The 11679-nt window shown below is 65.8% G+C and carries 9 protein-coding genes; 2 read left to right on the top strand and 7 right to left on the bottom strand.

The window, feature by feature from the left end; all coding sequences use genetic code 11:
* Positions 1-691: HNH endonuclease (locus tag QSJ18_RS19020; protein ID WP_286328217.1), on the top strand; the 691-nt coding region annotated here is incomplete at its 5' end.
* An 89-nt stretch (positions 692-780) separates the two neighbouring features.
* Here QSJ18_RS19020 and QSJ18_RS19025 read toward each other — a convergent pair.
* Entirely contained in the window at positions 781-1725 is a 945-nt protein-coding gene (locus QSJ18_RS19025; RefSeq protein ID WP_286328218.1) for a ketopantoate reductase family protein, read from the bottom strand.
* A gap of 70 nt (positions 1726-1795) precedes the next feature.
* Positions 1796-2242, bottom strand: a complete 447-nt coding sequence (locus QSJ18_RS19030; RefSeq protein ID WP_286328219.1) for a hypothetical protein — start codon at positions 2240-2242, stop codon at positions 1796-1798.
* A 207-nt stretch (positions 2243-2449) separates the two neighbouring features.
* Between QSJ18_RS19030 and QSJ18_RS19035 the strand changes: the two genes are divergently transcribed.
* Complete coding sequence (locus tag QSJ18_RS19035) at positions 2450-4033, top strand: alkaline phosphatase D family protein (protein ID WP_286328220.1); 1584 nt, start codon at positions 2450-2452, stop codon at positions 4031-4033.
* Positions 4034-4119: 86 nt separating this feature from the next.
* Here the strand turns inward: QSJ18_RS19035 and QSJ18_RS19040 are convergent, their stop codons facing one another.
* From QSJ18_RS19040 to nuoL, 5 genes are all read right to left on the bottom strand, one after another.
* Positions 4120-5175, bottom strand: coding sequence for a glycerophosphodiester phosphodiesterase family protein (locus tag QSJ18_RS19040; protein WP_286328221.1), 1056 nt, complete (start codon positions 5173-5175; stop codon positions 4120-4122).
* A 120-nt stretch (positions 5176-5295) separates the two neighbouring features.
* The gene (locus QSJ18_RS19045) at positions 5296-6255 is read right to left on the bottom strand and encodes an oxygenase MpaB family protein (protein ID WP_286328222.1); all 960 of its coding nucleotides are present in this window, start codon (positions 6253-6255) and stop codon (positions 5296-5298) included.
* 75 nt (positions 6256-6330) lie between these two features.
* Positions 6331-8142, bottom strand: coding sequence for an NADH-quinone oxidoreductase subunit NuoN (gene nuoN / locus QSJ18_RS19050; RefSeq protein ID WP_286328223.1), 1812 nt, complete (start codon positions 8140-8142; stop codon positions 6331-6333).
* A complete protein-coding gene (locus QSJ18_RS19055) occupies positions 8139-9752 on the bottom strand; it encodes an NADH-quinone oxidoreductase subunit M (RefSeq protein WP_286328224.1) in 1614 nt (537 codons plus the stop codon). The genes nuoN and QSJ18_RS19055 overlap by 4 nt, the downstream gene beginning before the upstream one ends.
* Complete coding sequence (gene nuoL / locus QSJ18_RS19060; RefSeq protein WP_286328225.1) at positions 9749-11656, bottom strand: NADH-quinone oxidoreductase subunit L; 1908 nt, start codon at positions 11654-11656, stop codon at positions 9749-9751. The genes QSJ18_RS19055 and nuoL overlap by 4 nt, the downstream gene beginning before the upstream one ends.
* Positions 11657-11679 lie beyond the last annotated feature (23 nt).

Here is an 11679-nt window from a genome sequence, read left to right on the forward strand (position 1 = left end):
AGACGATGGAGCCGGCCCGGATGGTCTGTTCCGCTACAAATGGCGCGGCGAAGATCCGCAACATTTTCAGAATCGTGCGCTGAGGCTGGCGATGGAGCGGGGCCAGCCACTCATTTGGTTTGTTGGTGTTGGGCCAGGGCTATACTTGCCGGTCTTTCCTCTCTATGTCGTAGATGAGGAACCTCATCGCATGCAGTTCGTCCTCGCGCCCGATGGCGTCAGACAGATCGTCGGCAATGGCTCCCCGATCGAGGAGCATCTTCGACGGTATGTTGCGCGGGAAGTGAAGCAGCGCCTCCACCAGCCGGTTTTCCGTGCCACGGTGATGCGGGCATACGAAAAGTCTTGTGCCATCTGCTCCCTTCGGCATCCTGAGCTACTCGACGCCGCACATATACTGCCGGATTCCGACGAACGGGGTATTCCGTCGGTCCGTAATGGTCTCGCGCTCTGTAAGATTCACCATTCCGCATTCGATCAACGGATTCTTGGGATCCGGCCGGATTCCTACACGGTGGAAATTCGTCCAGACATACTAGAAGAGGTCGATGGGCCGATGCTTCGTTATGGATTACAGGAGCGCCATGGTGAACAGCTGATGATCTTGCCTCGCGCGAGGGCTGAGCGGCCGGACCCGGATCTCTTGGCGATCAGTTATGAGCAATTCCAAGCGTTCGGTGGTGCCGCTTAGCGTTCGCTGGTGCCTTCGATCCTGGCATTGGTGACAACTGCTAGCCGACGATCGCGATCGCGGATTCGGTAGACAGGCATTCATCCCGATCACCCCACCACCCCCAAACTCCCCGCTCCCAGTCCTTCCCGGACGACCAGGGCAACGGATTGCTGGATGTACTCGTTGGTTGGCGTCGGGACTCCGTGGAGGCGGCCGAGGAGAACGATTTCGCCGGTGAGGTAGTCGATCTCGACGTCGCCGACGCCGCGGTGCACGCTTTGCCACGTCGAAGTCCCGAAGCTGTCGCGGTCGGTGCGGCGCACGATGTGGTCGGCGCGTCTGGCCTTGTCCTGGGCGGCGGTGACTGCGCGGATGCCCGCGGCGGCGAGGACGGCCTCACCTTCGGTGCGGGCGCGGTTGATGAGGTCGTCGTGGTGGGGGTCGTCCGGGCGGAACACGGCATCGACGCCGTTGCCCAGGTTCGTGATGAGTTTGCGGTACTTCCAGGCGGCGATGTCGTCGCGCACCTCCGACGCGAAGGACGCGGCGCGCAGCGCGGCGGAGATGGCGACAGTGGTCGAGTCGATACCGTCGGGGAACCGGCCGATGTCGAGGATGCCTGGAGCGGCAACGGATCCCTGGACCACGACGCCCGGCTCGAGGTGCAGCGCGGGCAGCATGACGGTGATCGAGTGGACTTGCGGGAACAGACGCAGAATCGCCGGTTCGTTCGCGACGCCGTTCTGTGCCGACACGATCGGCGTCGTCATCGGGGCGTGCGCCCGAAGATCGGCGAGCGCGGCATCCGTCTGTTGAGATTTCACCGCGAGCACGACGACGGTGTCGTCGGACCATTCGACCTCGCCTGCGTGGGCGGCGGCCGGGATCGGGTATGCCCGACGACCGTCCGCGGTGTCCAGGGTCAGGCCATGATCACGGATGGCCTGCAGGTGGGCGCCGCGTGCGACGACGGTCGTCGGGATACCTGAGCGGAAGAGATGCGCGGCGATGACACCACCGATCGCGCCGGCGCCATAAACGACGAACTTCATGGCCCCAGGCTAGGCGCCATCGACAACCACACCGGGTCTCTCGATCAGGCCGCGCGCAACGCGATGGTTGCTATGCGACCTTGGTCGTAGCGTCGACGGTGCGCAACGCCACCATGACGGTGCCGGTGACCGTGACATGGCGGGGCAGTTCGGCGCGCAGGGTGCGGCGGTGTCGGGCCTGATCGACGACGGTGATGTCGATCATCCGGCCGTCGGTCTGCTCATTGCCGGGAAACGCGAGGTCGGTGATGGCGGTGCGCAACGGGAGTGTGGCGTCGATGTGCAGGATGGCGTGCCCGGCGGCGAAGTGCGTTCCCGCGAGCCGCGTGACCAGCACGGGGTAGCGGGTAGCGTCCGCGGCTGCCGTCTGGGCGACGGGCTCGCCGTGTTCATCGAGGTAGAAGGCCACCTTGCGCCGGCAACTCTCCGCGCGCATGGACAGCTCGCCGACATGAATATCGGCGTCGACCGTCCGCATCGGGACCGGCCACATCTCGGGATCGAAAGACTTGTTCATCGTTGCCTCCTCCACCTTGGATGACGTTCTTCACCATGGCACGTATCCGGTGTACGCGCGCGGTGGGCACGCGGGGAGAATCGTGATGAAACGAACTCGTCATCGCCGGTGACCCGGGTGTCACAGTGCGCGCCGTGACGATGGTGTGTCATCTGGCCGTCACCGACGGTTTGCCGCGCCGTGGAATTGGTACGCAAACCTAACGGGATGTCCTCCGAATCCAGGTCTTTCACCCCATCCCGACGAACTGTTCTGCGTAGCGCCGCGATCGGTGCGCTGCTGGTCCCGGCCGGTGCGGCGGTCGCCGCCTGCGGGTCGTCGACACCATCGCTCAACCGTGAACGCCCGACGTTGACCCACGGCGTCGCCACCGGCGACATCTCCGCCACCGGGGCGCTGGTCTGGGCGCGGTCGGACCGCCCGGCGACGATGGTCGTCGAGACTGCCGCCACCGAATCCTTCGCCAACGCGCGCACCCATCGCGGCCCGCAGCTGACGCCGGCATCCGACGGCACCGGTCGGCTCCGTCTGGCCGGACTCGAACCCGGTCAAACCGTCCACTATCGGGTGACGATGGAAGGCGAGGACGGTGCGCGCAGTGCGCCGCACACCGGAACATTCACCACCGCACCGGTGTCTGCCAAGGACATCCGGTTCCTCTGGTCCGGAGATGTCGCCGGACAGGGCTGGGGCATCAATCCCGACATCGGCGGCATGCCGATCTTCGGTGCGATGGCCGACCGTCACCCGGACTTCTTCATCCATTCGGGCGACGCGATCTACGCCGACGGACCGATCGAGGCCACCCAGAAGCAGAACAACGGCCAGATCTACCACAGCGTGACCATCCCGGCGAAAAGTCAAGTGGCGCAGACGGTTGATCAGTTCCGGGGCAACTACGCCTACAACCTCACCGACGACAACTACCGGCGGTTCGCGGCGTCGGTGCCGCAGCTGATCCAGTGGGACGACCACGAGGTGATCAACAATTGGTTCCCGGGTGAGGACCTGACCGGCCAGAAACGCAAGGGCTACACCGAGATGAGCGCCGACGTTCTGGCCCGCAACGCACGGCAGGCCTGGTCGGAATGGCAGCCGATCGAACTAGGGTCGTCGAACCGGGTGTACCGCAAGGTGTCCTACGGTCCGCAGCTCGACGTCTTCATCCTCGACATGCGCTCATACAAGAATCCCAACCCCGATGCCTGGTCGCGGACCGACGCCGTCGGGCTGCTCGGTGAAGAGCAAACCCGGTGGCTCATCGACGGTCTCAACCGGTCGTCGGCGACCTGGAAGGTGATCGCCAACGACCTGCCGCTCAGCATCGTCGTCCCCGACAAGAACACCAACCCGCCCGCCGGGCCTGCGTCGATGGAAGCGGTCGGCCAGGGCGACAACGCGGCGCCGCTCGGTCGCGAGATCGTCTTCGCGCGCATCTTGTCCGCGATCAAGAATGTGCGCAACGTCGTCTTCCTCACGGCTGATGTGCATTACACCGCCGCGATCTCGTATCAGCCCGATCGGGCGGGCTTCAAGGACTTCGCACCGTTCTGGGAATTCGTGTCCGGACCGCTGCATGCCGGCGCGTTCCCGCAGAGCCCGCTGGACGGAACCTTCGGTGCCAAGTACGAATTCGTCCACGCGCCCACCGAGGAGAATGTGTCGCCTGCCGAGGGATTCCAGCACTTCGGTGAGGTCACGATCGCCAAGGACACCGCGGTGCTGACGGTCAACCTTCGCGATGCGGCCGGTCGTTCGCTGTACACCAAATCCCTCGAACCCCAACGCTGACAGGCCGACCCGCAGAACCACCACAAAAGGACAGAACCACCGGGCGAAACCCGGTGGTTCTGTCCATAAGTGGTGGTTTTGCGGGGTCAGTGGATCGGTGACGGTACCCGCATCCCGCGCTGCTGGAGGACGGCGCGCAGTCGGGTCGGATAGTCGGTGATGATTCCGTCCGCCCCGGCGTCGATCTGCGCGTTCATCGTGGCCGGGTCGTTGATCGTCCACGGGATGACTTTCAGTCCCAGACGATGCGCCCGTGAGATGAACCGGCGGTCGGCGATCAGCGCGAAACCGGGGTCGCCGACCTTCTGCCCGTACGGATTCGAATACCCGGGCGACACGATGCTCGCTACCTGACGCGCGCCGTTGATGACGTCGCCGTGCACCGCCGCATACGACACCGGACCGAGCCAGCGGGAGTTCGACGTCCATGTCGTCTCATCCCACAGCGCCACGCGTGGCAGGTCGGGGGCGACGCGGGCGGCGATGGCGAGGGTCCGCCAGTCGAAGCTCTGGATGGTGGCGCGAATGGGGGCGCCCTGCGCGACGGACGCGGCCCGGACGGCCGCCACGATCACCGCGACATACTCCTCGGGTGACGCGGACTGATGCCGCTTCTCGGCCTCGATCTTGGTCTCGATGTTGTAGCCGATATGTGTGGCACCGCGCGAGCGGGTCAGCGCGAAGAGGTCGGGAAGGCGCGCGATTCGGTTCCCGACAACGGGTTTCGCGGTCGGGTAGGAAGCGAGGACTCGGTCGCAGCGCAACGTCGCGATCTGTGCGTAGGTGAGGTCGTGCACGACCTTGCCGACATAGGGGTACTGCCGGTCCCCGGGCGTCGCGGGCCGGGTGTCGCGGCACTTGTCGGCCTGGATCGTCGGGTCGTGCCAGATGATCGGCTGCAGGTCCCGCGTGAGCACGACGTCGAGTTCGAGCGTGCTGACCCCCAATCGCAACGACGATGCGAACGCGGTCAAGGATTCTTCGGTGTGTTCACCACGGCCCCCGCGATGCGATTGAAGATCGAAGCTGTCGCTGGGGCGGTGCGGCGAAGCCTCGCCGGTGGCGGGGACGACGAGTATCGCGGCGGCGGTGACGAGCATCGCCGCGATGACGGATCGTCTGATCAGTTGAGGAAGACGCATGGAATCGAACGTAAAACAGGCTGTGTGACAGAACAATTGACCTTCGGTGTGGTCACGGTCTGTTCACGAGCTGTTCGACGCCTGGACGCGCCATCGCACCTGCGGTTGGCTCCCGCTGGATCAGGCCGCGTGCGGGGGCGACGTGACGCGGGCGGCGAGACGACGGCCCGCGCCGTCGCGAATCGGGAAGTCGCTCACCTTGAGTCGGCCGAGGACCGGCAGACCGAGCGTGCGGCGTAGTCGAAAGTCCCAGACGTATGCCTTGTAGAGCAACACCAAGAGCCATGGATTGAGGACCCGATCGATGGTCCGGAATCGGTCGATCGCTCGGTCGAAGCGACGCTGATCCGCGTCAGTCCACGACCATCCCATCAACTCGCGGAACTCCGGTGGCAGGGTCCCTCGGGTCATGAAGCGGAACTGTTTGCCCAGCAACAGACCAGCCGGACGTCCGAGTGGGCCCCAGGCCTCGGCGACGAAGCTGACATCGGCCAAGGTCTCGAAGTCGTGTTTGACCTCGGGTGCGATGGACAACGCCGGAATCATCGAATCCCAGTAACTCTGGAACTCGGCCCACGTCGTCGGCCACGCGCCGGCGCGAACCTGCACGCCGGTCGCCAGCGGGGCCGCCGAGCGGACGAGGCTGTCGAGCGCATCCTCGGGAAGGGGGCCGTACAGGATCGTGTACTGATCGAGGTAGTAGCGGAACAGGCAGGCGGCCACCCACTTCTGCAGTTCCGGGCTGTTGCCGCTGTAGCGCACCGGGCTGTCTGCGGTGGAGACCACCGCGCGGTGCACCCGCTGGATTTCGCTGCGCATCAGATCGCGGTCGTGGTCGGTGCCGACCAGGGCGAGTGCCAGGAACTGGGTAGTGGTGCGGGTCCGCTTGATGGGATAGCGGCGGGGGCTGCCGGACACCACGCGACTCTCGTTGACGCCATGTCCGACGCCGGGCAGCGACAACTGCATGATGATGTTCGCGACGTTGTTGACCGCGCCGATGTTGGTCAGCAGGTCGGTGAGCTCCGTCGGCGTCTGTCGCGTGCGTTGCCAACGGTGCCTGCGGAACTGCGTGGCCATCGGATACCCCATTTCTGACTACGTACGTAGTCAGAACCGAAGCTACGCCGAGCCCAGATGTGCGTCAAGAGGTACTCAGATGAGGAAGGTCGCGGCAGATTCGGTGAGGTCGAGCAGCGGCTGGGGAAAGATGCCCAGCGCTATGGTCACCAAGGTGCAGACCGCGATACCGATCGTGGTGAACGGGCTCGGCCGCACCACATGCGGCGCGTCCAGCGGGACGTCACGGAAGAACATCGCCACGATGATCCGGATGTAGAAGTATGCGGCGATCGCGCTGCTGAGCACGCCGATGACCACCAACACGCCGCCACCGGTGGCGCCGACCGCGGCGAAGACGTCGAACTTGGCGATGAAACCACTGGTCAGCGGGATACCGGCGAAGGCGAGTAGGAACATCGAGAACATCGCCCCGACCAGCGGATAGCGGCGTCCCAGACCGGCCCACTGGGACAGGTCGGTGGCCTCGCGCCCAGACAGGTGCGGGCTGCGGACCGCGGGGGTGCGCAGTGTGTCCGAACCGGCGCCGAGCTTGGCCCGGACCGACGTCGGGTTCTCCGCGGCGGTGCGGTCGGACTCGCGGACGACGGCCGTGATCGCGAAAGCGCCGAGGGTCGAGAATCCGTAAGCGGTGAGGTAGAAGAGGGTCGCGCCGAGGCCAGCGTCGTCGAACGCGATCACACCGAGGAGCAGGAAGCCGCTGTGGGTAATCGCCGAGTATGCGAGCATGCGTTTGACGTCGGTCTGGGTCACCGCCATCACCGCACCGATGAGCATGGTGGCGATCGCGACGACCCACAGCACCGGCGACCAGTCGTCGTGCAGATTGCCGAACCCGACGTAGAAGACCCGCAGCAGTGCGCCGAAGGCGGCGATCTTGGTGGCTGCGGCCATGAATGCGGTGACCGGGGTCGGCGCACCCTGATACACGTCGGGAATCCACGAGTGGAATGGCACCGCACCGACTTTGAAGAGCAGGCCGACGGCGATCATGCCCAGTCCGATGAGGGCGAAGGTGGTGTCCTGTCCGGCGGCGGTCGAGGTGGTCAGCGCGGCGTCGATCTTCGACAGGTTCAGGCTTCCGGTCGCGCCGTAGGCGAACGCTGCGCCGAAGAGGAAGAAGGCCGACGAGAAGGCGCCCAGCAGAAAGTATTTGAGCGAGGCTTCCTGAGATAGCAGCCGCCGACGGCGCGCCAGCCCGCACAGCAGATAGAGCGGGAGGGAGAACACCTCGAGTGCGATGAACATGGTCAGCAGATCCCCGCACGCCGGGAACAGCATCATGCCCCCGACCGCGAGCATCGTGAGCGGGTAGACCTCGGTCGTCACGGCGCCGGCTCGGGTCGCGACGAACTCTGCCTCGGTGTTGGGGACAGCGGCACCCGAGGGGGTGAACATATCGGCCCTCGTGCCACCGTGGTTGGTGTCACCGTTGTTTGTGATCCCGCTGTTTGTGGCCCCGCTGTTGGTTACCCCGGTGCCGGCGCTGGAGTCCGCGCCGACCAACGCGGCGACCGGGCTGACCACGCGTTCGAGCCGGCGTTCGGCCATGAACGCGACACCGACGATCGAGACGAGCAGGATCAGGCCCTGCAGGTAGAGCGTGGGCCGATCGATCACCACCGCCCCCGACATGGCGAACTGGCCCTGCCCGGCGGTCGCAGTCGAATCGCGGGTTGTGCTGATGGCCAACGGGATCAGTGCGATGAAGGCCGCGACCAGCCCGGCCAGCGACAGCACGACCTGGATCCGGTAGCGCACCCGGCGGGCCGCGAAGGCTTCGACCAGTACGGCGACCACGGCCACGCCGAAGATGATCAGCATCGGCGACAATGCCACGTATTCGATGCTTGGAGTGGCGATCTCGGCGAGGTTGGACGTGGTCATCGGGGGCCTCCCGGTCCGCTCGGATCGGCGACGGTTGGTTCGGGATCGGTGACGCCTACCGTGGTCAGAGTGTGCTGCACGGCGGGATCGACGACGTCGAGCAGCGGCTTAGGGTAGACGCCCAGGCCGATCAGCAAGGCCAGGAGCGGGACCACGACAACCAGCTCACGACCGGCCAGATCGCGTATCGGCGGATGGCTACCGGTGTCGGGTCTCGGTGGACCGCCCATCATCCGCTGGTAGGTCCACAGGATGTAGATCGCCGACAGTACGAGTGCTGCCGAAGCGATGACCGCGGCCACCGGGTATCGGGTGAAAGTGCCGATGAGCACCAGGAATTCGCTGATGAACGGGGCGAGTCCGGGTAGCGACAGGGTGGCCAGACCCGCGATCAGGAAGGTTCCGGCCAGCAGGGGAGCGATCTTCTGCACCCCGCCGTAGTCGGCGATGAGGCGGCTGCCGCGCTGGGAAACCAGGAAGCCGGCCACGAGAAACAGGGCAGCCGTCGACAGTCCGTGGTTGACCATATACAGGGTCGACCCGGCCTGGCCCTGGCTGGTCAGCGCGAAGATGCCCAGGATGATGAAACCGAAGTGCGAGATCGAGGTGTAGGCGATCAGTCTCATCACGTCGGTCTGGCCGATGGCGAGGACCGCACCGTAGATGATGCCGACGACGGCCAGCGCACAGATCACCGGCGCGAAGTATTGGGCGGCGTCGGGGAACAGTTGCAGGCAGAACCGCAGCATCGCGAATGTCCCGACCTTGTCCACCACGGCCATCATCAGCACTGCGCTCGCCGGGGTGGCCGCGACGGCCGAATCGGGTAGCCAGGAATGGAACGGCCACAGCGGCGCCTTCACCGCGAAGGCGAACATGAAACCGAGGAAGAGCATCTTGGCCAGACCGGTGCCGTCGTCGATTGTCCCGGCCGCGACCGCGTCGACGATCTCGCGTAGCGAGAAGCTCCCGCTGCCCTCGTCGCCGAGATTCTCCCGGGCCGTCACCACATAGAGGCCGATGACTGCGGCCAGCATGATGAGGCCACCGAACAGGTTGTACAACAGGAACTTCACCGCGGCGGCCGAGCGTCGGGGGCCGGTGCCGAAACCGCCGATGAGGAAATACATCGGGATCAGCATCGCCTCGAAGAATATGTAGAACAGCAGGATGTCGAGGGAGACGAAACTCATCAGCACCATCGCCTCGACGGCCAGGGTCAGCGCCACATAGGTGTGTGGCCCCTTCTGCCGCCGCCCGCCCGCCGCGTCCAGCGAACCACCGTCGCCGTCCGCGTCCCGCCAGCCGGCCACGAGCAGCAGCGGCAGCAGGGCTGCGGTGAGGAGGACCAGGACCAGGCCGATGCCGTCGAGGCCCAAGGCGTAGCGGGTGCCGAAAGCTGGTATCCAGCTGTGGTCTTCGACGAACTGATAGCGGGCACCGGAGGTGTCGAAACCGACCGCCAGTCCGATCGCCACCGCCAGCGTGACCAGCGACGCCCCGACCGCAACCGCCTTCGCGACGCCCGGCCGACTGCTCGGCACCACTAGTGCGGCAACGGCTCCCAGCGCGGGCGCAACCCACAGGATGGTCAACCAGGGCATGTTCACAGCAGATTCACCACCATCACCAGTCCAGTCACCAGGGCCGCCCCGGCGAACATCGACAACGCATACGACCGCACCTGACCGTTCTGCCACCGGCGAATCCGGCTCGACGACGCGGTCACCAGATCGCCGACACCGGTGGTGATGCCGTCGACCCCGTCGTTCTCGACCGCGACCAGCCCGGCGGTGACCCGTTGTCCGGGTCGCATCAGCACACGCTCGTTGAACGCGTCGCCGTAGAGGTCGCGGCGTGCCGCGACGGTGAGCGCCGACACGTCGTCGGGGGCGACCACAGCGACGGGCCGGGCCGCGTACTGCCGCCAGGCGATCGCGACGCCGACGGCGACGACGGCGAGAATGATGAGCGTCATCGCCCAGGCCGGCACGGTGTGGGCGGCCTCGTGTTCGCCGACCACCGGTGCGAGCCAGTCCTGCAGTGTGCCGCCGACGGCGAGCAACGCACCCGATACCACCGACCCGACGGCGATCAGGATCATCGGCCAGGTCATGACACCTGGCGACTCGTGCGGGTGGGGGCGGTCCGGGCCGTCGTGCCACCGGGATTCGCCGAAGAAGGTCAAGATCATCACACGCGTCATGTAGAACGCGGTGATCCCGGCACCGAGCAGGGCGGCACCACCGAGGAGCAGACCCTTCGCGCCGCCCTCACCGAAGGCCGCCTCGATGATCGGATCCTTCGAATAGAAGCCGGCGAAGGGTGGCACCCCGATGATGGCGAGGTAGCCGACGCCGAAGGTGGCGAAGGTGATCGGCATGACCGTACGAAGTCCGCCGAAGCGTCGCATATCGGTTTCGTCGTTCATGCCGTGCATGACCGACCCGGCCCCGAGGAACAGGCCGGCCTTGAAGAAGCCATGGGTCAGTAGGTGCATGATCGCGAAGGCGTAGCCGGCGGGGCCGAGCCCGGCGGCCAGCACCATGTAGCCGATCTGACTCATGGTCGACGCGGCGAGCGCCTTCTTGATGTCGTCCTTCGCACAGCCGACGATCGCGCCGAACAGCAGGGTGACCGCGCCGACCACCACAACCCCGATCTGGGCATTCGGTGCGAGATCGAAGATCGGACCGGACCGCACGATCAGGTAGACCCCGGCGGTCACCATCGTCGCGGCGTGGATGAGCGCCGACACCGGCGTCGGACCCTCCATCGCGTCACCCAGCCAGGACTGCAGCGGCACCTGTGCCGACTTGCCGCAGGCGGCCAGCAGCAACATGAATCCCAGTGCGGTCAGGGTGGCTTCCGACGCCTGCCCGGCGCCACCGAAGACGGCGGTGAACGACACTTGACCGAAGGTGGCGAACATGATCATCAGCGCGATGGCCAGGCCGATGTCGCCGACACGGTTGACCACGAAGGCCTTCTTGGCGGCGGTCGCCGCCGACGGCTTGTGCTGCCAGAACCCGATCAGCAGATAGGAGGCGAGGCCGACTCCTTCCCAGCCGAGGTACAGGCCGAGATAGTTGTTCGCCAGCACCAGGATCAGCATCGCCGCCAGGAAGAGGTTGAGGTAGGCGAAGAACCGTCGGCGGTCGGGGTCGGCGGCCATATAGCCGATGGAGTAGATGTGGATCAGCGACCCGACACCGGTGATCAGCAGTACGAAACACATGGACAGCTGGTCGAGCTGAAAACCGAAGTCGACGTGGAGTTCTCCGACGGGAACCCAGGTGAACAGGGTGTCGGAGACGGCACGCTCGTCGGTGTCGCGCGACACCATCCCGGCGAACATGGCCGCGCCCACCGCGAACGACGCGAGTGCGAGTGCGGTACCGAGCAGGTGTCCCCAGCGATCGGTCCGGCGACCACCGAGGAGTAAGACGACGGAGCCGAGGAGCGGTAGGCCGGGCAGCAACCAGAGCAGCGATTCGGTCTGAGCTGTGGTCACCGGTCCTCCTGGATCGAGTCGCG

It is taken from the genome of Gordonia heveisoli, assembly GCF_030315745.1.
GTDB lineage: Bacteria > Actinomycetota > Actinomycetes > Mycobacteriales > Mycobacteriaceae > Gordonia.

What these genes read in the sequence shown, in the direction of transcription:
- QSJ18_RS19025 (WP_286328218.1), bottom strand. Translation starts at nt 1,725, where the DNA reads ATGAAGTTCGTCGTTTATGGCGCCGGCGCGATCGGTGGTGTCATCGCC.
- QSJ18_RS19030 (WP_286328219.1), bottom strand. Translation starts at nt 2,242, where the DNA reads ATGAACAAGTCTTTCGATCCCGAGATGTGGCCGGTCCCGATGCGGACG.
- QSJ18_RS19035 (WP_286328220.1), top strand. Translation starts at nt 2,450, where the DNA reads ATGTCCTCCGAATCCAGGTCTTTCACCCCATCCCGACGAACTGTTCTG.
- QSJ18_RS19040 (WP_286328221.1), bottom strand. Translation starts at nt 5,175, where the DNA reads ATGCGTCTTCCTCAACTGATCAGACGATCCGTCATCGCGGCGATGCTC.
- QSJ18_RS19045 (WP_286328222.1), bottom strand. Translation starts at nt 6,255, where the DNA reads ATGGCCACGCAGTTCCGCAGGCACCGTTGGCAACGCACGCGACAGACG.
- nuoN (WP_286328223.1), bottom strand. Translation starts at nt 8,142, where the DNA reads ATGACCACGTCCAACCTCGCCGAGATCGCCACTCCAAGCATCGAATAC.